Below are 21,248 nucleotides of genomic sequence, written 5' to 3' on the forward strand. Positions count from 1 at the left end.
CTACGCCCTGAATGCCGCAAACCCGTCCCAACACTCGCGCGTGAAGTCATACAGCGTGTCCTGCGCCGTCAAGGGCGTGCGCCCCGCCAGCCGGGCCAGTGCATAGTGGCCTTGGCGCTGCGGATCGGACGGGATCGGCACTTCGACTAGCAACCCGGCTTCCTGCTGCCTGCGCGTGACGCAGATCACGCCCAGCAGCAGCGCGTCCGAGCGCAATGCCAGCTCGACCAGCGCATCCAGGTTTTCGCAGCGGTGGGTGACCATCTGTTCGGGCGCGCCGCCCGGTCCCAGCGTTTCCGCCAGCCGCAGCGAGACCTCGGGGCTGAGCGTGCTGGAGGCCACCGGGTACTGGCGGACCTGTTCTATGCCTGGCCGCTTGTGGGCAAGGATGGGATGGCCCTTGCGGCAGACCAGACCGGCCCGCAAGGGGGGCAGGGGACGGGTTTCCAGGTCGGCCGCGTCATACAGCATGCGGGCATCGCAGACCATGGCGTGGAGGCGCTCGGCGCGCAGCATCTCCAGCAAGGCGGCGGTGGCGCCCAGCTCGACGCCCACGCGCACCTGGGGATGGCGTTCCGCCATGTGGGCCAGGAAGGGCGACAGCAGCAGGGACGCGGGCGCCGGACTCAGCCCGATGGACAGGGTGCCGGATTCGCCGCTGTGCAAGGTTTTCAGTTCGCGCTGCAGTTCCGCTTCCTCGAAGCGCATGCGGCGCGCGCGTTCGGCCACGCAGGCGCCGTAGGGCGTCAGGCGCACGCGGCGGGTGCCGCGGTCCAGCAGCGGCAGGCCGAGTTCGGCTTCGAGCGCCTGGATGCTGCGGCTGAGCGCCGGTTGCGACAAGTTGACCGCCTCTGCGGCGCGCGAGTAAGTGCCGTGTTCGACTACCGCCAGCAAATGCTTGAGTTTCTGAAAATCCATGTGCATACCGCATAAATACTATGAAATAAATGCATTGGAATTATAGAAGCGCGATTCGTATGATGGTTCGCAGACGGCGCCCGCAGAGGCGCCGCAAACCGCGTCCGGGACTCGCACCGCGGCGCGGCTCGACAAATACGGAGACAGATTCGAATGAAGCAGCACTTGTTGTCGGCCGCCATCCTGGCGGCCTGCGCGGCCATGGGCGCGCAAGTCCAGGCGCAGGAAGCCCAGCAGAACGTTCAGAAGCAGTCCGAGGCTGCAATGCGCCCGGCGGGCGCGGCCAGCGGCCAGGTCACGATACGGCGCGACGGCTATGGCATGCCGCATGTGTACGCCAATACCGTGTACGGCATCTTCTACGGCTATGGCTATGCGGTGGCGCAGGACCGATTGTTCCAGATGGAGATGGCGCGGCGCAGTACCCAGGGCCGCGTGGCCGAGGTGCTGGGCCAGCCCATGGTGGCGTTCGACAAATCCATCCGCGGCAACTTCTCGCCCGAGCGCATCCAGCGCCAGCTGGCCGCGCTGCCGGCATCCGAGCGCCAGATCCTGGACGGCTACGCGGCCGGCATGAACGCCTGGATCGCGCGGGTGCGCGCCGAGTCCGGCAGCCTGATGCCCAAGGAATTCAATGACCTGCGCTTTCAGCCCGCGGACTGGACGGCCTACGACGTGGCGATGGTGTTCGTCGGCACCATGGCCAACCGTTTTTCCGATGCCAATAGCGAGATCGACAACTTGGCGCTGTTGACCGCCCTGAAGGACAAGCACGGCGACGCGCGCGCCATGCAGATCTTCAACCAGCTGCGCTGGATGACCGACAGCCGCGCGCCCACCACCGTGCCCGAGGAAGAGGGCGTGTACCGGCCCGATGGCGCCACGCGGCCCGCCAAGCTGTCCTATGCGCTGCCGCGCTACGACGGCACGCCGCCCATGCTGGAACGCGTAGCGCGCGATCCGCAGACGCGCGGCGTGCTGGACGAGGCGCCCGCGGCCGTGCCAGCGCGGCTGCTGGCGCAGTTCGCGGAATCGGGGCAGCCGGGAATCGCCGGCTTTCCGACCACCAGCAATATGTGGATCGTGGGCCGCGACCACGCCAAGGACGCCCGCTCCATCCTGCTGAACGGGCCGCAGTTCGGCTGGTGGAATCCGGCCTATACCTACGGCATCGGCCTGCACGGCGCGGGCTTCGACGTGGTCGGCAACACGCCGTTCGCCTATCCCAGCATCCTGTTCGGCCACAACGCGCATGTGACCTGGGGCTCGACCGCGGGCTTTGGCGACGACGTGGACATCTATGCCGAAAAGCTCGATCCGAACGACCGTACCCGCTACTTCCACGACGGCGTCTGGAAGACGATGGAAAAGCGCACGGAACTCATCGAGGTCAAGGACGCGCAGCCGGTGGTGATGGACGTGTATCGCACGGTGCACGGCATCGTCACCAAGTTCGACGACAAGCAGCACGTGGCCTACGCCAAGGCGCGCGCCTGGGAAGGCTATGAACTGCAATCGCTGATGGCCTGGACCCACAAGGCGCAGTCGCGCAACTGGGACCAATGGAAGCAGCAGGCCGCGCGCCACGCGCTGACCATCAACTGGTATTACGCGGACGACAAGGGCAACATCGGCTACGCACACACGGGCTTCTATCCCAAGCGCCGCCCGGGCCACGATCCGCGCCTGCCTGTGCCGGGCACCGGCGAGATGGATTGGCAAGGCATGCTGCCGTTCTCGACCAACCCGCAGGTCTACAACCCGCGCCAGGGCTTCATCGCTAACTGGAACAACCAGCCCATGCGCGGCTATCCGTCGACCGACCTGTTCGCCATCGTGTGGGGGCAGGCCGACCGCTATGCCGAGATCGAAACCCGCCTGAAGGCAATGACGGCCCATGGCGGCAAGGTCAGCGCGCAGCAGATGTGGGACCTGATCCGCACCACCAGCTATGCCGACGTGAACCGCCGCCACTTCCTGCCGTTCCTGCAGCAGGCGGTGCAGGGGCTGCCTGCCGACGACGCGCGGGCGCAGTTGGTGGCGGGGCTGGCGTCCTGGGACGGCATGGGCACCAGCGACAAGCAGGCTGGCATCTACGACAACGCCGGTCCGGCCGTGATGGACGCCTGGCTGCGCGCCATGCTCAAGCGCACGCTGGCCGACGAGATGCCGGCGGACTTCTTCAAGTGGTACAGCGCCACCGGCTATCCGACACAGGCGGCGCCCGCCACCGGTTCGGTCAACCTGACGGTGGGGGTGAAGGTGCTGTTCAACGCGCTGGCCGGCCGCGACGCGGGCGTGCCGCAGCAGTACGACTTCTTCAATGGCCAGCGGCCGCAGGACGTGACGCTGGCCGCGCTGGACGATGCGCTGGCGGCCTTGCAGAAGGCCTACGGCCAGGATCCCGCAAGCTGGCGCATACCCGCGCCGCCCATGGTGTTCGCGCCCAAGAACTTCCTGGGCGTGCCGCAGGCGGACGACAAGGCGGTGTTGAGCTTCCCGGCTACGCAGAACCGCGGCACCGAGAACAACATGACCGTGTTCGACGGCCGTGGCGTGCGCGCGGTGGACGTGGTGGCGCCGGGGCAGAGCGGCTTTGTCGCCCCGGACGGCACGCCGTCGGTCCACACCCGCGACCAGTTCGACCTGTACACCGGCTTCGGCAACAAGCGGGTCTGGTTCACGGATGCGGAAGTGCGCGCCAATGCTAAGTCGGTAGAGACGTTGCGCTACTGACGGCGTAGCCGCCCTGGTGGCTGGCCAGCCGCGCATAGACCCCTTGCCGCTTGAGCAATTGATCGTGCGTGCCAGCCTCGGCCAGGGTGCCGCGCTCCAGAACCAGAATCAGGTCGGCATCGCGGATCGTCGACAGACGATGCGCGATGACCAGCGTGGTCCGGTACTGCATCAGCACGTCCAGGGCGCCGCGCACCTGCATTTCGGACAAGGTGTCCAGGTGCGAGGTGGCTTCGTCGAGGATCAGCACGGGCGCGTTCTTCAGGAAGGCGCGGGCAATCGAGATGCGCTGGCGCTGGCCGCCGGACAGCTGCATGCCGCGTTCGCCCACGCGCGTCGACAGGCCCTCTGGCAAGGCGCGCACGAAGTCCGACAGCGCCGCCTGCTCCAGCGCGCGTGCCAGGTCCTCGGGGCTGGCTTCGGGCCGCGCCAGCCGGATGTTGCCTTCCAGCGTGTCGTTGAACAGATAGGTATCTTGCGTCACCAGCGCCACGCGTTCGCGCAGGCCGTCCAGCTGCAGCTCGCGCAGGTCCACGCCGTCCAGCTTGACCTGGCCCGCGCGCGGATCCCAGAAGCGCAGCAGCAGGCTGGCGACCGTGCTCTTGCCCGCGCCGGACGCGCCCACCACCGCCACGGTGGCGCCGGCCGGCACCTTGAAGCTCAGGTCGCGCAGGGTGTCTTCCTGTTTGCCGGGATAGGCGAAGCTGACATGGTCGAAGGTCAGCGACAGGCCATGGGCAGAGACAGGCGCAGGCAGCGGCCCGTCGGTCACTGGCTCGGGCTCGTTGGCGACCACGTGCAGGCGGCGGGTGGCGGCGATGGTGTCGGCCAGTTGCCGGCTGACCTGCGAGATCTCGGATACCGGCAGGAAGGTGGCCAGGGCGATCAGCACCAGCAGGGGCAGCATGCCGGCCGAAAGCGCGCCGGCCGATACTTGCAACGCGCCCACGACCGCCACGGCCACGCCGCCCAGGCCCATCGCGATCTCAAAGCCCGCGGTCTGCCGGGACAGGTCATCCATGATGTCCTGCCGGCGTGTCCGATAATGGTCGGCCACGCGCAGGAATTCATCGCGGCGGCGGCCGGTGGCCTGGAAGGCGGTCAGGTCGGCCAGGCCCTGGATGGTGTCGGTGGTGTGTGCGCTCATCTCGCCCAGCGCCTCGCGCGCCTTGTCGCCCAGGGCGTCGACCTTGCGGCGGCCGCGCACCGGCGACACCAGCGCATAGGCCAGGAAGGGCAGCAGCGCCAGTGCCACCGGCCAGCTGTAGACGCCCAGGAAACCCAGCACCGATAGCGGCACCAGCACCGAGACGATGGCCGGGGCGATGGTGTGGGCATAGAAATACTCCACCATTTCCACGTCCTGCGTGGCCAGCGCCACCAGGTCGCCGGAGCGGCGCTGCAACAGGTAGGCCGGCGCCAGGCGCTCCAGCTTGTCGTAGAGCTTGACCCGCATGTCGGCCAGCAGCTGGTACGCCATGGCGTGCGCCAGCCAGGACTCCAGCCAGTGAAACAGCGCGGCCAGGGGCGCCGCGATCAGCAGGCCGACGATCAGGGCCGAGTAGTCGCGGCCGTCGCGGATGGCGGCGACGATCAGCGCGCTGAACACGCCCACGCCGATGTAGGCCGCGACCCGTGCCACGCCCAGCAGGATCGTGGCGGTCAGCGTGCCGCGCCACGGCCGCACTACCGACAGCAAGGTGCCGAGCGTGGCGCGCCAGCCGACCTGCACCGCGTCCGCGTCCAGCGAGCGCAGGGCCGGGCCTTGCGCGCCGGATTCCTGGCCGGAGGCATCGCGGTCCGCGGCGCGCGTGGGGGCGGCCATGGCCGGGGCGGCGGATCCCGCCGACGGATTGCGGTGCGCGGCGGCCTGCTCATGCATCAGGCGGTAGTACAGGCCGCCTTGCCGTATCAGTTCCGCATGCGGTCCTTCCTCCGCGACCCGGCCCTGGTCCAGCACCAGGCAGCGGTCAGCGCCGATGACGCTGGCCAGGCGGTGCGCCAGGATCAGCGTGGTGCGCCCGGCCATCAGGCGGTCCAGCGCCTGCTGGATCAGCGCTTCGTTTTCGGTATCTACCGACGACAGCGCCTCGTCCAGGATCAGGATGGGCGCGTCGCGCAACAGCGCGCGGGCGATCGCCACGCGCTGGCGCTGGCCGCCGGACAATTGCAGGCCGCGTTCACCGATGCGGGTGGCGTAGCCCTCGGGCAGCGCCATGATGAAGTCGTCGATATTGGCGGCGCGGGCGGCGGCGCGCACCTGTTCGTGGGTAGCGTCGGGGCGTCCCAGCCGCAGATTGTCGTCGATGGTGCCGTGGAACAGGGTGATGTCCTGGCTGACCAGCGCGATGTGCGACAGCAGCGCCTGCGTATCCAGTTCGTTCACGTCATGGCCGCCGATGCGGATGCGGCCGGACTGCGGCACGCATTCGCGCAACAGCAGGCGCACGATGGTGGATTTGCCGGCGCCGCTGGGGCCGACCACGCCGACGCGTTCGCCCGCCGCGATACGGAAGCTCAGGCCCTGGTGGGCGCGGCGCTCGGGCGTGTAGGAGAACGCCACATTGTCGAACTCGATGGTGGGCGCCAGCCGGCCGGGCGTCTTGCCGCCGGTGGCGGGCGCGGGCGTCAGGGGCTGCGCATCCGTCAGCGCATGGATGCTGGCGGCGGCCGACTGGCCCAGCATGCCTCGGTGCAGCACCGAACGCAGGTCGCGCAGCGGACGGAAGATCTCGGTGCCGGCCATCAGCACGATCAGCAGGGCTTCCACGCTCATGTCGCCGTGGGCCACGCGCCAGGCGCCCAACGTCAGCGCCAGCGCCGCGCCCAGCGCCACGCCCAGGTCGCTGATGCCGCGCGTCAGCAGGCTGACCGACAGCACCCAGAAGGTATTGTCCGACAGGCTGCGGGCGCGGGCGGCCAAGCGCTGGCCCCAGGCCTTGCCCTGGCCATAGGACTTCAGGGTGGGCAGGCCCTGCACCGCGTCCAGGAAATCCTCGCCGAAATCGTTCAGCGACTTGCTGCGCGCCAGGCTGGCGCGGCGGTCCAGCATGTGCACCGCCATCGGTCCGAACAGCGCGAACAAGGCGGCCGCCAGGAACACCAGCGCGGTGGGCACGTCCCAGAACGCAATCACGGCGAAAATGGCGAAGGGCGCCGCGGCGGCGATCGCGACCTGCGGCAGGTATTGGCCGAAGAAGGCCTGCAACTGCTCGACCCCGTCCACCACCGTCAGCATCACGCCGCCGGTGCGCTGGTTGGCGAACCAGGCCGGGCCCAGGGACACGATGCGGTCATAGAGCCGGGCGCGCAGCGCATGTTGCACGGTGGCGGCGCAGCGGTTGGCCTGCACGGTGCGCCAGTGGTCCAGGAAGGCGCGCAGCAGCACCATGGCGGCGGCGCACAGCGCGGGCGCAAGCCAGTCCTGAGGCGGCGCGCCGTCGAACACGCGGGCCAGCAGCTGGCCCAGGAACACGTAGCGGGCGATGCCCGCCGCCAAGGCCAGCAGCCCCAGGAAAATGCCGCCCGCCATGCCGGCGCGCAAGCCCGCCGTCAACTGCCAAAGGCGCGAATCGAAATACATAGCAAACTCCTTTCAGTGCTTGCATGGTCACTGATCCCGCGCACCGGCGAAAGCGATAGTTTTTCAATCTAGGGTTGAGCTAGACTTGACCCATGGCCGATCTACCCAACCACACGCCGCCGCTGGCGGCACTGCGCGCCTTCGAGGCCGTCGCCCGCCTGGGCAGCCTGAGCCGCGCCGCCGCCGAACTCCACGTCACCAAGAGCGCCGTCAGCCATCAGTTGCGGGCGCTGGAGGCCGATCTGGGCGTGGCGCTGCTGCGCCGCGGCGGCACCGTGCGCCGCGCCGAAACCACCGCCGCGGGCGCGGACCTGCTGGCGTCCGTGCAACAAGCCTTGACCCTGCTGGAGACCGCCTGCCGCAATGTGCGGGCCTCGGCTCGCGGCAAACGGCGCAATACCCTGAACGTTTCCGCCAACCCGTCGCTGGCCGCCATGTGGCTGGCGCCGCGCATCGGGCGCTTCATCGAACTGCATCCTGGCATCGACATCCAGGTCTATCTGCATGCCAGCCAGGACCCGGCCTGGAAAAGCCAGGACATCGACCTGGCGTTCCTGCACGTGCGCGCCATGGGGCCGCATATCGCCGAGCCCGGCGACATCCCGCTCATGACCGAGACCGTGGTGCCCGTGTGCAGCCCGTCGCTGGTCGATCCGGCCGAGCGCGGCGATCCCGGCGTTTTCCTGCGCCATCGCTGGCTGGAGGAAAAGCATGTGGACAGCCCCGAGACCGACTGGCGCACCTGGAGTCCGCGCCTGGGGCTGGCCGAATCCGACTGGCAGGAGCCCATGGTGCTGAGCGGCTTGAGCACGGTGGCGGCGGCGGCCGCCGCCGGGGTCGGCATCGCGTTGGGTCGCGCGCCGCTGATCGACGAGGAGCTGGCCAGCGGCCGGCTGGTGCCCCTGGTGCCGCAGCTGCGCATGCCGGGTTCCTGGGGCTATGTGATGCGGATCCAGGCCAACCGGCCGATGGACGCGGCCTTGCCCACTCTGGTGGAGTTCCTGGCGGAAGAGGGGCGCAGCACCGGCGCCTGGCAGAATCTGGCGGACGCGGGGCGCTGAGGCCGCGCCTGCGCTTCAGTCCGCGCCGCCCCGGCCGCGCGGCGGCGAGCTGATGGTGACCGCCGAGGTGACGATCAGCTCCATCAGGATGTTGCGCGCCAGGTTTTCGGCGTAGTCGTTGCGCGCCTCCGCCGTGGCGATGGCGCGTTCCACCGAGCCTTCCACGATGGCGTTGATCTGCTGGATGTGCAGTTCGCAGATCTGGACCAGGTCCGGGTGGCGCTTCTGGTGGAAGTACAGGAAGCGCCGCGCCAGCGTCTGCAGCATGGCGTGGAACTCGGCCGCGTAGCTGTTGCGCGAGGCGGCGCCGATCTGGCTGGTCAGCGTGAAATGCAGGCGCATGTACATGCGCATGTCGTTGACGGCCTTGAGGTCTTCGAGTTCGCGGGCCAGGCGCGCCAGTTCGGCGCGCTCTCCATCGTCGGCCCATTGCGCCGCCTGCGCCACGATCAGCCGTTCGATCTCGCGCCGCGCCTGGATGATCTTCAGCTGTCCCTGGTAGTCGATCTCGGAAATGAAGATGCCCTGGCGCGGGGCGATTTCCACCAGGCGCTGGAACGCCAGCTTCTGCAGCGCGTCGCGCACCGGCGAGCGGCCGATGCCGACGCGCTCGCTCAGGGTGGTTTCCGACCATTGACTGCCCGGCGGCAGTTCGCCGGTGACGATCATTTCCTCCAGGGCGCAATAGGCCTTTTCGGTCTGGCTGACGGCCGTGCGGACAAAGAGGGGGGCGGACTGGGTCATGGAGTCGGAAGCGCGCGTTGTTGAAGTTCGCGTTTTAACACTTTGCCGGTGCTGTTCTTGGGCAACTCATCCAGGAATACATAGCGCTTGGGCCGTTTGAAGCGTGCGATGGATGCCAGGCAGAGTTGGTCCAGGTCCTGCTCCGTGGCGCGGGCGCCGGGCTTCAGCACCACGAAGGCCAGCACCGATTCGCCCCATTCGGGGTCGGGGCTGCCCACCACCGACACTTCCTGCACGGCATCGTGGCGCATCAGCGCCTCTTCCACCTCGCGCGGATAGATATTGGTGCCGCCGCTGATGATCACGTCCTTGGAGCGGTCTTTCAGATGCAGCAGGCCGCGTTCGTCCAGGATGCCGATATCCCCGGTATGGAGCCAGCCGTCCGCCAGGGTGTCGGCGCTGGCGCGCGGATTGTTCCAGTAGCCTTGCATCACGGTCGGCCCGCTGACCACGACTTCACCCAATTCGCCGGCGGCGGCCGGCTGGCCGGATGCTGCGCGTACCTCGACCTCCATGGAAGCCTGGACGTAGCCCACCGATCCCAGCAGGATGTCATCGTTGTTGGCCACCGCGTCGGCGATCTGGGCTGCCGACAGCGCGGAGATCGACATCGGGCTTTCGCCCTGTCCGTAGATCTGCGCCACGCGCGCGCCGTAGCAGGCGACCGCGTCCTTGATGTCTTCGACGTAGAACGGCGCGCCGCCCACGATCAGCGTGCGCAGGCCGGGCTGCGGCCCGTTGGTCTGGCGGGCGTGGCGCACCATGCGCTGCACGATGGTGGGCGAGGCGAACAGGCTGACGCGGCGATAGTGCGTCAGCAGCGCGGACAGTTCGTCTTCATCCAGCCCGCCGCTGTCGGGGATGATCTGCAAGGCGCCATGCAGCCAGTACGGAATGCTGTAGAGGCCGGCGCCATGCGATAGCGGCGCGACGTGCACGATGGCGTCGCCGGGCTGCACCGACTGCACGTCGGCGTAGAAATTCAGGCACATGCCCACCATGTTGGCGTGGCTGAGCATGACGCCTTTGGGCTTGCCCGTGGTGCCGCTGGTGTAGAACAGCCAGGCCAGTTCCTGCGGCTTGCGCCGCTCCAGCGCCAGCGCCGGGCCGATGGCGGCGTTAGCGTAGCGGGCCGAATCCACGTCCACCAGCTGCACGCCGTCCAACTCGCGCACGACGGACGCCAGCCCCTCATGCACGGCGCCTCGCGACAGGCACAGACGGGCGCCGCTGTCGCGCAGCATGTAGTCCAGTTCCTTGGCGTGCAGCTTGGCGTTGACGGGAACGGCGCACAGGCCTGCATGCCAGATGGCAAGCATCGATTCGATATAGGCGGGATGGTTGGGCAGCGCCAGCATGACGCGCTCGCCGGCCTGCAAGCCCATGGGGCCGCGCAACCAGCCGGCCAGCGCTTGCACCCGGGCCTGGAGCTGGGCATAGGTAAGCGGGTCGCGGGTGCCTGCGGCCAAGGCGGGCTGGTCGGCGTGGGTGGTGGCGCTGCGATGAAAGAGAGAGCTGAGATGCATGGCGGTCTCTGGGGTTGATGGGGCGCGCGGATCAGCGGCCGAGCAGGGTGATGCAGGTCACTGCTTCTTCCACGCCGTTGAAGCCGCCGCCGTTCTCGGCGATGGCGAAGCGCGCGCCTTCGACCTGGCGGGCGCCGGCCTCGCCGCGCAGCTGGATCACCATTTCGTGGACCTGGGCCAGGCCGGTCGCGCCGATGGGGTGGCCGCGCGACAACAGGCCGCCGGACACGTTGATGGGGATGCGGCCGCCCAGGCTGGTGGCGCCGGATTCGGCCATCGGTCCGCCTTCGCCGAAGGCGCAGAAGCCCAGCGCCTCGGTCTGCTGGATCTCGGCGAATGCGGTGGCATCGTGGACTTCCGCCAGCGACATGTCCTGCGGACCGACGCCGGCGCGTTCATAGGCTTCCAGCGCAGCCAGATGGCACAGGTGTTGGTCGTAGCGGTCGGCCGGGCGGTCCGTGGCGGTGCGCAGCACGCTGGCGTACAGGCGCACGGCGCGGGCGCGTTGCAGGCGCTTCAGTCCTTGCGCGTTGCAAACGATGGCGGCGGCAGCTCCGTCGCTGATGGGCGCGCACATGGGCAGGGTCAGCGGCCAGGACACGGGCCGGGCGGCCAGGGCCTCGTCTATCGTCATGGGGTACTGGAACTGGGCCAGTGGATTGCGGGTGGAATGCATATGGTTCTTGGCGGCCACGGCGGCCAACTGCCGCTGGGTGGTGCCGAAGGTCTTCATGTGCAGCCGCGCCAGGCTGGCGTAGATGTCCATGAACACGCTGCGCTTGCCGGGTTCCTCGAAACCGGGCGGGGGCGTCACGTCGGGCGCCAGCGCCATCAGCCGGGCCATCTGCGCCGGCGCGTCGTGCACGTCCCAGGCGCCGTCGAATACCGCGAAGCTCTTGGTCTTGTCCTCGGAAAACAGCTTGTCCACGCCCACGGCCAGGCAGATGTCGCCCGCGCCCGAGGCCACGTAGAGATGTGCGGCGTTCAGCGCGGTGCTGGAGCTGGCGCAGGCGTTCTCCACGTTGGTGACGGGGATGCCGGCGATGCCCATGGCCTTCAGCGCCACCTGGCCGGCCACCATGTATTGGCCTTCGATGGAACCCTGGCCGGCGGTGGCGAAGTAGGCCGCCTGCAGGTCGGCGGCGTCGCAGCCGGCGTCGGCCAGCGCCTGCGTGACCGCGTCGCGCACCAGGTCCTTGACGCTTTTGGCCGGCTGCTTGTCGAAGCGGGTAATGCCCACGCCCGCGATGTAGGTGGTGTCGTTGCTCATGCTTGGATGCCCGTGGTGAGGATGGATTCGATGATGTGGCGGTCGGCCTCGACGTCCGCGGCCGACCCGCTCCAGGCGATTTCGCCGTGGTCCAGCACGTACTGGCGGTGCGCCAGGCGGGCGGGGACCTTCAGGTTCTGCTCGACCAGCACGATGCCGGTGCCCTGGCGGTGGACTTCGGCGAACACGTCGATAAGTTCGTTGACGATGCGCGGCGCCAGCCCTTCGGTCGGCTCGTCCAGCAGCAGCACCCGCGGATTGCCCAGCAGCGCTCGGGCGATCGCCAGCATCTGCTGTTCGCCGCCGGACAACTGGTCGCCATGGAAGCCTATGCGTTCGCCCAGCCGCGGAAAGACCTGCAGCACGCGGTCCTGGGTCCAGTAGCCGGGCTGGTGCGCCAGCGCGCCCATGCGCAGGTTCTCCCGCACCGTCAGGTTGGGGAAGATGCGGCGCGTGTCGGGCACCAGGGCGATGCCGTCGCGGCTGATCTGTTCGACGGCGCGGCGCGTGGCGTCCTGGCCGGCGATCAGGCGGTTACCCGACGACAGCGGCAATAGACCGATCAATGTCTTGAGTACCGTGGACTTGCCGGCGCCGTTGCGCCCGACGATGGCGACGATTTCGTCCTGGGCCGCGCGCAGGCCGATGTTCTTGAGCGCCAGCGCCTGTCCGTAGTGCACGCTGGCATGTTGCAGTTCGATCATGCCGCCACCTCCTCGCCCAGGTAGACGGCGCGCACGGTGGCGTCGTCGCGGATGGCGGCCGGCGACCCCTCGGCCACCTTGCGGCCGTTGGACAGCACCACGATGTGTTCGGACAGCGTCATGATCACGTCCATGTTGTGTTCGATCAGCAGCACCGTGCGGCCGGCGGCGGCATGGCGGATCAGGCGGGTGGCGTCGGCGATCTCGTGATGGCCGACGCCGGCCAGCGGTTCATCCAGCAGCAAAATGCGCGGATTGGGCAACAGGGTCAGGCCCAGTTCCAGCGCGCGCTGCAAGCCATACGACAAGGTGCCTGCCACGGTGTCGCGCCAGGCGGTCAGGTCGGTCAGTTCCAGCATGGCGTCGATGGTGGATGCCAGCCGGCGGTCATAGCGCGGCGCCAGCCAGAACGGCAGCAGGCGGGAGTGGCTGATCTGCGCGGCGATGCGCAGGTTCTCCAACACCGTCATCTCGGGAAAGATCTTGGTGATCTGGAAGCTGCGGCCTATGCCATGGCGGGCGCGTTCATGGGCCCGCAGGCGCGAAATGTCCGCGCCGTGGCACAGGATGCGGCCGCCATGGCCGGGCAGGTTGCCCGACAGCACGTTGAGCAAGGTGGTCTTGCCGGCGCCGTTGGGACCGATCAGGCCGTAGACGCGGCCGGTTTCGAAGGCGTAGCTGAAGTCCTCGATGGCGCGCAGCGCGCCGAAGGTGACGCTGACCCGTTCGCATTGCAAGGCGATGTCGCTCATGACGGGCTCCCTTCGCGCGGGGCCAGCGGCACGCTGGGCGCGGCCGGACTGGCGGGGACGGGCGCCGCGGGGCGCTGGCGGCCCCAGCGGGCCTGCAGCGCGCCCAGCACCCCTTGCGGGAAATACAGCGTGGCCAGGATGAAGACCAGGCCCAGGATGCCGTACCAATAGGGCGTCCAGCCGCTGAGCCATTCCTTCAGGGCTTCGAACAGCAGCACGCCGGCCACCGGTCCCCACAGCGTGCCCGCGCCGCCCAGCAAGGTCATGATGATGACGTCGCCGGAGGTGGTCCAGTGCAGCATCTGCGGGTTCATGTACATCAGCACCGCGGCCAGCAGTCCGCCCGCCAGGCCGCCGACCGCGCCCGAAACCAGAAAGGTGACCTGCTTCAGGCGCTGCACGTTGTAGCCCAGCTGGGCGGCGCGGATTTCGTTCTGGCGCACGCCCGCGACCGCGCGGCCGAAGGGCGAGGCGCGCAGCATCGCCATCAGCGCCATCACCAGGGCGAAGACGGCGGCGACGTACCAATAGAAGTTCACGGTATCGAAGAAGTCGATGCCCGCGAGTTCCGGCCTGCCGATGCCGGGTAGGCCGTCGGCGCCGCCGGTCCATTCGCGCAGCTTGCTGTCGGCCAGGATGTACATGAGCTGCGACAGCGCCAACGTGACCAGCGCGAAGAAGATCCCCGAGACCCGCAGCGCGAACACACTGAAGATCCAGGCGCAGGCCGCGCCCGCCACGATGGCCAGCGCCAGACCCGCTTCGAACGGCAGGCCGTAGCGTTGCGTGGCCAGCGCCAGCGCATAGCCGCCCGTGCCCAGGAAGGCCGCATGGCCGAAGGACACCATGCCCAGCAGGCCGAACACCAGGTCGAAGCCCACGGCAAAGATGGACCACACCATGATCAGGATGCTCAGGTTCAACAGGAAATCGTTTTGCGTGCAGAAGGGCACCGCGATCACCGCGGCGGCCACGCCGGCCGCGATGGCGGCGTCTTGGCGGGAAGTCGTCATGCCAGCCTCGCTTGGCGGGAGAACAGTCCTTGCGGACGGGTGAGCAGGGTGGCAATCAGCATGGCGAAGGTCAGGATGTCGACCCAGCTGGGCATGAAGGTGTAGCCCACCGCGCGCACCATGCCGATCAAGAGCGACGCGGCGACCACGCCGCGGATGTTGCCCAGTCCGCCCAGGATCACCACGATGAAGCAGTCAATGATGGTGTTGGTGGCCATGCCCAGCTCGATCGGGAAGAGCGGCGCGGAGATGGCGCCCGCCAGCCCGGCCAGCGCCGCGCCCACGCCGAACACCGCGCTGCGGATGGCGGCGGCGGGCAGGCCCAGGATGCGCACCATCTCGCCGTCGCTGCTGGCGGCGCGCACCAGCATGCCGAAGGTGCTTTTCTCCAGCACGAAGAACAGCGCCGCCGATACCGCCAGGCCGAAGGCGATGACGAACAGGCGATAGACCGGGATGGTGCTGCCGGCCAGCTCGACCGTGCCTGACAGCAGCGCCGGCATCGGCGTTTCCTGGTAGCCCAGGCCCCAGACGAACTTCACGGCCTCGCTGATGACGAGGATGAAGCCGAAGGTCAGGATCAGTTGATAGAAATGCGGGCGGTTGTACAGCGGCCGCAGGGCCAGCCGTTCCATCGCCACGCCGACCAGGCCGACGCCCACCGTCGCCACGACCAGGCCGGCAATGAAGGAACCGGTGCGCAGCTGGATGTCGAAGGCCAGGTAGGCGCCCAGCATGTACAGCGCGCCATGGGCGAAATTGATGACGCCCAGCATGCCGAAGATAAGCGTAAGGCCGGACGCCAGCAGGAACAGCAGCATTCCCAGGCTCAGGCCGATGATCACGGTGGACATGGCAGAAATCCGTCAGGCGGCGCGCCCAGGCGCGCCGGGTGGAAGACCGGTCCGCGGGGGACCGGCGGGTGCATGGCGCGGCGGCTTCAGCCCGCGCAGGGTTCGAACACCTGGTCCGGCGGAAACACCTTGACGATGTCCATGACGTAGGCCGGCTGCGGCGGCTTGCCCGTGTCCACCACGCCCCACAGGCCGTTCTGCATGGCCTGGTGGTCGCAAGCGCGCATGGTCTTCTTGCCTTCCACCGAGTTGTCGCGCTCGCTGGCGGCAAACGCCTCGACCCACTTTTCCTTGTCCCAGGTGCCGGTCTTGTCGACCACGTCCAGCCACCAGCTCATGCCGTCGTAGGCTTCGCCCGCGGCGGCCGAGGGGAACTCGTTGTATTTCTTGCGGAAAGCCTCGACGAAGGCCTTGTTGGCGTCGTTCTCGACGGTGAAGTGATATCTCACGCCCGACTGCACGCCGACCGCGGTGGGTCCCACCCCGGCCGCCATGGTTTCGTCGGCGATGACCGGGCCGAAGATCTTGCGCGTCTTGCCCAATTCGATCTGGCCGGCCTGCTTGACCATGGTGACGGCGTCCGAGCCCGTCATGAACAGCGCCACGCCGTCGGCGTTGGAGCGCGCGATCTTGTCGGCGATGGACGAATAGTCGCGGTTGCCCAGCGGCGGGAAGTCGGCGCCCACGATCTCGATGCCAGCCTTCTCGGCCTCGCGCCGGTACCAGTCCCAGCTGTCGCGCGTGGCCTGGTAGTCGGCCGTGACGCCGTAGATCCGCTTGAGCTTCTGCTCCTTGGAATAGGCCAGCGCCATGCGCTGCTCCATGCCCAGCGTGTTGGAGGTGCGGAAGGTGTAGCGCGAACCGCCCGGCACCGTGATCTTGTCGTCGGCCGACATGGTGACCAGATGGGGGATCTTGCGCTGCTTGGCGATGTTCATGATGGCCAGCGTGCTGGCCGAGCTGACCGCGCCGAAGATCATCTGCGATCCGTCGGAGATCAGCCGGGTGGTCTTCTGCACCGCGGGCTGCGGCTTGGTTTCGTCGTCCTCCCAGGTGACCTGGATGGGTTTGCCCAGCACTTTGCCGCCGCGCTGTTCGATGGCGATGGTGACGCCTTTGCGCATGTCTTCGCCAAAGATGCCGTAGGTCCCCGACAGCGATACCACGCCGCCGATCTTGAACGTGTCGGGATCGGCGGCGTGCGCCCCTGTCGTGAACAGGGCGCACAACGCCAGCGCGCCGCTGGCGGCGTGACTCCATGTCTTCATTTCTTGTCTCCACGTATTTTTCATTATGGCTCGTAATGTTTTACGTAGCTCAGTTGAAATACTACGATTGAGATTGTGATGTGAAAAATTGGGGTATACCCGAGCCACAAGGGCGAAAAAAAGCCCCAGGGCCGCAGGGCGCTGGGGCGGGGTTGGTCGAAAGGCCTTAACCCTGGAATAGCGTCTGGACGCTTTCGCGCACCAGCGCGAACAACTCGACCGCCAGTTCGGACGGTTCGGAATCCCGCAGCCGGAAGATGGCCACCGGCGGGAGCGGGATGCGGGGGCTCACGTCCAGCAGCGTCAGGTTCAGGCGTTGGGCCAGATAAGCGGCAGAGTCCGACCGCAGCAAGCCGATGAAGCCGGGCTGTTCCGCCACCACCGCGCCGATGAACGGCGGGCTGGATTCGACCGTCGCGGGCGGCACCGGCAGCCGCAGCTTGAGCAGGGCGGTGCGCAAGGCATTGCGCACCAGGGAGTCTTTCGACGGCATGACCCAGGAGTATTGCAGCAGCTCTTCGATGGGGACCTGCCTGCCTCCCTGGATCGTGTCCGGGTGGGCGACGAAACTCAGCTCATCCGGATAGAGAACCTCCACATGCAGCAAGGCCGCTTCGTCATCCCTGAGATTCCTGCCCGGCAGGCTGCCGATGACGAAATCCAGTTCCCCGGCCATCAGCATGTCGAACAGCCTGACGGCAATGCCGTCGATGATTTCCACGTGCGCCTGCTGGTGCCGCGCCGCGATCAGGGCCACGGGGCGGGACAGCAGGGACATGCCGGTGTAGGACGGGGCTCCGGCCCGCAGCGTGCGGATGGGATTACGGCGCAGTTCCGCCAGCTCCGATTCCAGTCGCGCCAGCTTGTTGACGATCAGCCTGGCGTCATGCGTCAGCGATTCCCCGAAGGGGGTCAACGAGACCCCTTCGCGCCGCCGTTCGAAGACGGCGGCCCCCAGGGTGTCTTCCATTTCCCGGGCCATCTTGCTGATAGCCGGTTGGGACAGGGACATCTGGTCCGCCAGTTGGCGAAACGACAGTCCTTCCGAGACGCCTTTGATCAGTTCGAACTGCTTCAGGCGCAGGCGGCCCAGGAGCTTGGAACTGCCTTGAGGCTGCGGATCGGTGCTCATGGCTTACCCAAAAGTTATCACCATTTGAGTTTATTTCAGTTATCAGTTAAGCGTTGCCTCCTTATCCTAGGGCCAGCAGTGAAAGCAAAATAGCCACTGCACCGGAGGAGACCACCATGAAACTCAAGAATCTGTTCGCGCCCCTGGCCGCGATGTTGATGCTGGGCGGCTTGTGCGGCGCCGTGCGGGCCGAAGCGGCCTGGCCCGCCAAGCCGGTCACCATCATTGTTCCGTTCCCGCCTGGCGGCGCCACCGACGTGATGGCCCGCCTGTTCGCCCCGCGCATCGAGGCCGCCATCGGCCGTCCCGTCGTGGTGGAAAACAAGGCTGGCGCGGGCGGCACCATCGGCACGTATCAAGTCGCCCGGGCGCGCAACGACGGATACACCTTGCTGTGGGGGACCGTCGCCACGCATGGCATCGGTCCGAACATCTACAAGAATCTCGCCTACGACGCGGTGGCCGATTTCGAACCCGTCGTGCACGTGGTCGACCAGCCCTACGTGCTGGTCGCTCATCCTTCCAAGAAAATCACCTCGCTGGCGGATCTGCTCAGGCAAGCCAAGGAAAGGCCCGGCCAGATTTCCGTGGCCACCGCCGGGGTGGGTACCGCTGCGCACATGCTGTTCGAGAAGCTGCAGTCGGACACGGGTACATCGATGCTGGGGGTTCCTTACAAGGGGGCGGGGCCAGCCATGGCGGACCTGCTGGGCGGACAGGTGGATCTGGCTTTCGACGTGATCCTGACCACGGCTCCCTATATCGCTGCGGGCAAGCTCGTGCCGCTTGCCGTGACCAGCGGCAAACGATCGCAGACCCTGCCCAACGCGCCGACCATGGCCGAAGCCGGCGCAAAGGGTTTCGTCGCGTCCGGCTGGAACGGCCTGTTTGCGCCTCGCGGCACGCCCCAGGCCGTTGTCGAAAAAATCAATGCCGCCGTGAACCAGGCGCTGCAAAGTCCGGAAATCAACCGGCGCCTGTTGTCTGAGGGGTCTATCCCTGTGGGCGGCACGGCCGCGGATTTTGCCGGCTTCATCCAGGCCGAGATCCGGACCTGGGGCGACGTGGCCAGGCAAGCCAATGTTTCGATGGACTGAGGAAAGACGATGAATGCCGAGCAAGCGAAAAAGCCGGACGCGGATCAGGCCGCTCCAGGCCCGTGCGCGGGGCCGTTGGCGGGCGTGCGGGTGCTGGATATTTCCACGGTGGTGGCGGGCCCGTTCTCGGCCACGCTGATGGCGGACCTGGGAGCGGAAGTCCTGAAGATCGAGCTGCCGGGCGACGGCGACCACATACGTCAGTTGCCGCCGCACAAAAGCGGCGTGGCGCTCTGGTCGAAAGTCGCTAACCGCAACAAGCGCGGCATCACGCTGGATCTGCGCCAGCCGGAAGGCTTGGCGATACTCGAACGCCTGTTGCCCCGCTACGATGTGCTGGTGGAGAACTTCCGGCCGGGCACGCTGGACCGCTGGGGCCTGGACATGGCGCGTTTGCGCGCCTTGCGGCCCGACCTGATCGTGCTGCGCGTGACCGGCTTCGGCCAGACCGGGCCCTACCGGTCGCGGCCCGGCTTTGCCCGGATCTTCGAGGCCATGTCGGGCTTCGTGAACCTGTGCGGCGAAAAGGACGGCCCGCCGCTATATCCGGGCTTTCCGGTGTCCGACGCCTTGACCGGCGTGTTCGGCGCCTACGCCATCACGGCGGCGCTGCTGCACCGGCAGAAGCACGGGGAAGGGCAGGAAATCGATCTTTCCGCCACGGAGGCGATGCTGCGGGTGCTGGATTTCATGCCGATCGAATATGACCAGCTAGGCGTAGCGCGTTCGCGCCAGGGAAATCTCAATGCCTATTCGGCGCCCAGCAGCGTGTACAAGACCCGCGATGACAAATGGGTGGTGCTGGCCGTCAGCGCGCCCACCGTGTTCCGGCGGCTGGCCCACGCCATCGGGCGCGCCGATCTGCTGGATGATCCCTTGTTCAGCACCAATACCGCGCGCATCCAGAACCGCGCCGAGATCGAGGCCATCATGGAAAACTGGTTCCGCGCGCATGCGCTCGGCGAGGCGTCCGACATCCTGATGCGGCACGAGGTCAGCTTCAGTCCCATCTACGACATCGCCGACATCGTGGCGGACCCGCATTTCATCGAGCGCCAGGTCCTGGTGCGCGTCGAGGACGAGGAACTGGGCTCCGTCAGCATGCAGAACGTGGTGCCCCGGTTCTCGGCGACGCCGGGCCGGATCTGGCGGACCGGGCCTGGCGTCGGCCAGCATAACGACGAAATCTATGGGCAGGAACTGGGCCTGTCGCGGGCGCAGCAGGCGGACCTGCGCGAGCGCAACATCATCTAGGACAGCGCGCAGGGAGGACGACATGACGATTCCATTGCTGCCGCCACGCTTCAGCGGCGCCTTCACGCTTTCGAATGCGCTGCACGACGGCTATCTCCAGGCGGTCGGCGGCGGCCATCCGGTGCATAGCTCGCGGGACCTGGCCTTGCAATCGGGCTTTGCGGACGTGCCGCTGGCCGGCATCCATGTATTGGGCGGGGCCATGGCGACATTCACGCGCCAGTTTGCCGGCAACCCCATGCTGCTGCTGAAGGTGGAAACGAAGTTCCTGCGTCCGGCATATCCAGGAGATGCGCTGGGACTGGAACTCGAACTGCTTGAAAGCGCGGCGGTCGCCGGCACGCCGTTCACAGGCGGCCGGTACCAGGGTCACTGTATCGGCGCGGATCAGCAAAAAGTGCTGATGCTCGATTTCAAGATACGCGTGGCTTTGGCGGGAAGCAACCTTAGCGCTGGCGCGCCGTAGTCTGCGTCAACGCCGACTGCACCATGCTTTCGACCAGCGGGATGACCTTGTCCGCCAGTTCGGGGCGATAGGCGTAGGGATGGGTTTCGTCCATGTAGGTGGACTGGCACATTTCCAGCTGGATCGCGTGGACGTTGTCCGCGGGCTTGCCGTAGTGGCGCGTGATGTAGCCGCCCTTGAAGCGGCCGTTCACCGCCCAGGTGTAGGCGGAGTTGTCGCGCAGCCGGCTTTCGACTGTTGCCAGGATATCGGGCGCGCAGGCTGCGCTGTCGGCCGTGCCGATGTTCAGGTCGGGTAGTTTGCCTTCGAACAGGCGCGGCAGCACGCTGGCGATCGAGTGCGCTTCCCACAGCAGCACGGTGCCGTGTTCAGCCTTGATGCGGTCGATTTCCTCGCACAGCTTGGCGTGGTAGGGCTTCCAGTAGGTCTGCAGGCGATGTTCGCGCTCGGCGTCGGTCAGGACGGCCTCGTTGCGGTAGAGAGCGTCGCCACGAAACGTCTGGGTCGGGCACAGGCCGGTCTTGGTCTGGCCGGGATACAGGCTTTCATCGTTGGGTGGGCGGTTCAGGTCCACCACGTAGCGCGAATAGCGCGCGCCGATGACCGACGCGCCCAGCGCCTGGGCGAATTGATACAGCGTGTCCAGATGCCAGTCGGTATCGCCCGATTGCAGGCCCAGCGGCGTCATCTGCGCGCGCTGCGAGTCGGGAATCATGCTGCCCAGGTGGGGAATGGAGATCAGCAGCGGCGCCGTGCCGCGGCTGAATTGATAGATGTCGCTCAAGTAAAACTCCGGGGGAAATGGCGGGGCGCAGGCAAGGGCATGCCTGGCAGCGTCCCTGGGTATCCGGTATTGCGCCGTCTGGGGCA

Annotated in this window: 17 protein-coding genes; 5 read left to right on the plus strand and 12 right to left on the minus strand. The window is 67.4% G+C overall.

All coding sequences use genetic code 11. The features are described 5' to 3' along the window. On the minus strand, positions 1-918 hold the full coding sequence (locus AC3WOB_RS15845) for a LysR family transcriptional regulator (RefSeq protein ID WP_492275553.1): 918 nt from the start codon (positions 916-918) through the stop codon (positions 1-3). Between the two features lie 153 nt (positions 919-1,071). Here AC3WOB_RS15845 and AC3WOB_RS15850 point away from each other — a divergent pair, with 153 nt between their 5' ends. Continuing rightward, the gene (locus AC3WOB_RS15850; protein ID WP_492275554.1) at positions 1,072-3,654 is read left to right on the plus strand and encodes a penicillin G acylase; all 2,583 of its coding nucleotides are present in this window, start codon (positions 1,072-1,074) and stop codon (positions 3,652-3,654) included. Here the strand turns inward: AC3WOB_RS15850 and cydC are convergent. Further along, positions 3,626-7,237: a thiol reductant ABC exporter subunit CydC gene (gene cydC / locus AC3WOB_RS15855; RefSeq protein ID WP_492275555.1), complete on the minus strand. Its 3,612-nt coding sequence runs from the start codon at positions 7,235-7,237 to the stop codon at positions 3,626-3,628. The genes AC3WOB_RS15850 and cydC overlap by 29 nt on opposite strands. Before the next feature lie 92 nt (positions 7,238-7,329). On the opposite strand from cydC, the gene AC3WOB_RS15860 reads away from it, so the two are divergent. Beyond that, positions 7,330-8,298 carry a LysR substrate-binding domain-containing protein gene (locus tag AC3WOB_RS15860; protein WP_013393202.1) on the plus strand — a complete coding sequence of 323 codons (969 nt, stop codon included), beginning with the start codon at positions 7,330-7,332 and terminating at the stop codon, positions 8,296-8,298. Between the two features lie 15 nt (positions 8,299-8,313). Here AC3WOB_RS15860 and AC3WOB_RS15865 read toward each other — a convergent pair whose 3' ends face one another. The 9 genes from AC3WOB_RS15865 to AC3WOB_RS15905 all read right to left on the minus strand — a co-directional run bounded on the left by AC3WOB_RS15865 (position 8,314) and on the right by AC3WOB_RS15905 (position 17,561). Beyond that, a complete protein-coding gene (locus AC3WOB_RS15865; protein ID WP_013393203.1) occupies positions 8,314-9,042 on the minus strand; it encodes a GntR family transcriptional regulator in 729 nt (242 codons plus the stop codon). Then, positions 9,039-10,568 carry an AMP-binding protein gene (locus AC3WOB_RS15870; protein WP_492275556.1) on the minus strand — a complete coding sequence of 510 codons (1,530 nt, stop codon included), beginning with the start codon at positions 10,566-10,568 and terminating at the stop codon, positions 9,039-9,041. The genes AC3WOB_RS15865 and AC3WOB_RS15870 overlap by 4 nt, the downstream gene beginning before the upstream one ends. 31 nt (positions 10,569-10,599) lie before the next feature. Beyond that, a complete protein-coding gene (locus AC3WOB_RS15875) occupies positions 10,600-11,838 on the minus strand; it encodes a thiolase family protein (protein ID WP_492275557.1) in 1,239 nt (412 codons plus the stop codon). Continuing rightward, a complete protein-coding gene (locus AC3WOB_RS15880; RefSeq protein WP_013393206.1) occupies positions 11,835-12,542 on the minus strand; it encodes an ABC transporter ATP-binding protein in 708 nt (235 codons plus the stop codon). Before AC3WOB_RS15880 ends, AC3WOB_RS15875 begins: the two co-directional genes overlap by 4 nt. After that, positions 12,539-13,294 carry an ABC transporter ATP-binding protein gene (locus tag AC3WOB_RS15885; RefSeq protein WP_492275558.1) on the minus strand — a complete coding sequence of 252 codons (756 nt, stop codon included), beginning with the start codon at positions 13,292-13,294 and terminating at the stop codon, positions 12,539-12,541. The genes AC3WOB_RS15880 and AC3WOB_RS15885 overlap by 4 nt, the downstream gene beginning before the upstream one ends. Further along, positions 13,291-14,307: a branched-chain amino acid ABC transporter permease gene (locus tag AC3WOB_RS15890; protein WP_492275559.1), complete on the minus strand. Its 1,017-nt coding sequence runs from the start codon at positions 14,305-14,307 to the stop codon at positions 13,291-13,293. Before AC3WOB_RS15890 ends, AC3WOB_RS15885 begins: the two co-directional genes overlap by 4 nt. Then, positions 14,304-15,161: a branched-chain amino acid ABC transporter permease gene (locus AC3WOB_RS15895; protein ID WP_492275560.1), complete on the minus strand. Its 858-nt coding sequence runs from the start codon at positions 15,159-15,161 to the stop codon at positions 14,304-14,306. Before AC3WOB_RS15895 ends, AC3WOB_RS15890 begins: the two co-directional genes overlap by 4 nt. A gap of 86 nt (positions 15,162-15,247) precedes the next feature. Continuing rightward, entirely contained in the window at positions 15,248-16,429 is a 1,182-nt protein-coding gene (locus AC3WOB_RS15900; RefSeq protein WP_492275561.1) for an ABC transporter substrate-binding protein, read from the minus strand. A gap of 166 nt (positions 16,430-16,595) precedes the next feature. Then, positions 16,596-17,561, minus strand: a complete 966-nt coding sequence (locus AC3WOB_RS15905; protein ID WP_492275562.1) for a LysR family transcriptional regulator — start codon at positions 17,559-17,561, stop codon at positions 16,596-16,598. 116 nt (positions 17,562-17,677) lie between these two features. Between AC3WOB_RS15905 and AC3WOB_RS15910 the strand changes: the two genes are divergently transcribed. The 3 genes from AC3WOB_RS15910 to AC3WOB_RS15920 are packed head-to-tail and all read left to right on the plus strand — an operon-like array spanning position 17,678 to position 20,378. Continuing rightward, complete coding sequence (locus AC3WOB_RS15910) at positions 17,678-18,658, plus strand: Bug family tripartite tricarboxylate transporter substrate binding protein (protein WP_492275563.1); 981 nt, start codon at positions 17,678-17,680, stop codon at positions 18,656-18,658. 9 nt (positions 18,659-18,667) lie between these two features. After that, complete coding sequence (locus AC3WOB_RS15915) at positions 18,668-19,912, plus strand: CaiB/BaiF CoA transferase family protein (protein WP_492275564.1); 1,245 nt, start codon at positions 18,668-18,670, stop codon at positions 19,910-19,912. Between the two features lie 22 nt (positions 19,913-19,934). After that, positions 19,935-20,378 carry a MaoC family dehydratase gene (locus tag AC3WOB_RS15920; protein WP_492275565.1) on the plus strand — a complete coding sequence of 148 codons (444 nt, stop codon included), beginning with the start codon at positions 19,935-19,937 and terminating at the stop codon, positions 20,376-20,378. On the opposite strand, the gene hutG is transcribed toward AC3WOB_RS15920, so the two are convergent. Further along, positions 20,359-21,162: an N-formylglutamate deformylase gene (hutG, locus tag AC3WOB_RS15925; protein WP_492275566.1), complete on the minus strand. Its 804-nt coding sequence runs from the start codon at positions 21,160-21,162 to the stop codon at positions 20,359-20,361. The two genes, AC3WOB_RS15920 and hutG, sit on opposite strands and share 20 nt — an antisense overlap. Positions 21,163-21,248: the final 86 nt, after the last annotated feature.

This window comes from Achromobacter sp. FW305-C-30-7, from assembly GCF_058783105.1.

Excerpts from the sequence above, each read along its gene's own strand:
- AC3WOB_RS15845 (WP_492275553.1), bottom strand. The coding sequence starts at position 918 with ATGGATTTTCAGAAACTCAAGCATTTGCTGGCGGTAGTCGAACACGGC.
- AC3WOB_RS15850 (WP_492275554.1), top strand. The coding sequence starts at position 1,072 with ATGAAGCAGCACTTGTTGTCGGCCGCCATCCTGGCGGCCTGCGCGGCC.
- cydC (WP_492275555.1), bottom strand. The coding sequence starts at position 7,237 with ATGTATTTCGATTCGCGCCTTTGGCAGTTGACGGCGGGCTTGCGCGCC.
- AC3WOB_RS15860 (WP_013393202.1), top strand. The coding sequence starts at position 7,330 with ATGGCCGATCTACCCAACCACACGCCGCCGCTGGCGGCACTGCGCGCC.
- AC3WOB_RS15865 (WP_013393203.1), bottom strand. The coding sequence starts at position 9,042 with ATGACCCAGTCCGCCCCCCTCTTTGTCCGCACGGCCGTCAGCCAGACC.
- AC3WOB_RS15870 (WP_492275556.1), bottom strand. The coding sequence starts at position 10,568 with ATGCATCTCAGCTCTCTCTTTCATCGCAGCGCCACCACCCACGCCGAC.
- AC3WOB_RS15875 (WP_492275557.1), bottom strand. The coding sequence starts at position 11,838 with ATGAGCAACGACACCACCTACATCGCGGGCGTGGGCATTACCCGCTTC.
- AC3WOB_RS15880 (WP_013393206.1), bottom strand. The coding sequence starts at position 12,542 with ATGATCGAACTGCAACATGCCAGCGTGCACTACGGACAGGCGCTGGCG.
- AC3WOB_RS15885 (WP_492275558.1), bottom strand. The coding sequence starts at position 13,294 with ATGAGCGACATCGCCTTGCAATGCGAACGGGTCAGCGTCACCTTCGGC.
- AC3WOB_RS15890 (WP_492275559.1), bottom strand. The coding sequence starts at position 14,307 with ATGACGACTTCCCGCCAAGACGCCGCCATCGCGGCCGGCGTGGCCGCC.
- AC3WOB_RS15895 (WP_492275560.1), bottom strand. The coding sequence starts at position 15,161 with ATGTCCACCGTGATCATCGGCCTGAGCCTGGGAATGCTGCTGTTCCTG.
- AC3WOB_RS15900 (WP_492275561.1), bottom strand. The coding sequence starts at position 16,429 with ATGAAGACATGGAGTCACGCCGCCAGCGGCGCGCTGGCGTTGTGCGCC.
- AC3WOB_RS15905 (WP_492275562.1), bottom strand. The coding sequence starts at position 17,561 with ATGAGCACCGATCCGCAGCCTCAAGGCAGTTCCAAGCTCCTGGGCCGC.
- AC3WOB_RS15910 (WP_492275563.1), top strand. The coding sequence starts at position 17,678 with ATGAAACTCAAGAATCTGTTCGCGCCCCTGGCCGCGATGTTGATGCTG.
- AC3WOB_RS15915 (WP_492275564.1), top strand. The coding sequence starts at position 18,668 with ATGAATGCCGAGCAAGCGAAAAAGCCGGACGCGGATCAGGCCGCTCCA.
- AC3WOB_RS15920 (WP_492275565.1), top strand. The coding sequence starts at position 19,935 with ATGACGATTCCATTGCTGCCGCCACGCTTCAGCGGCGCCTTCACGCTT.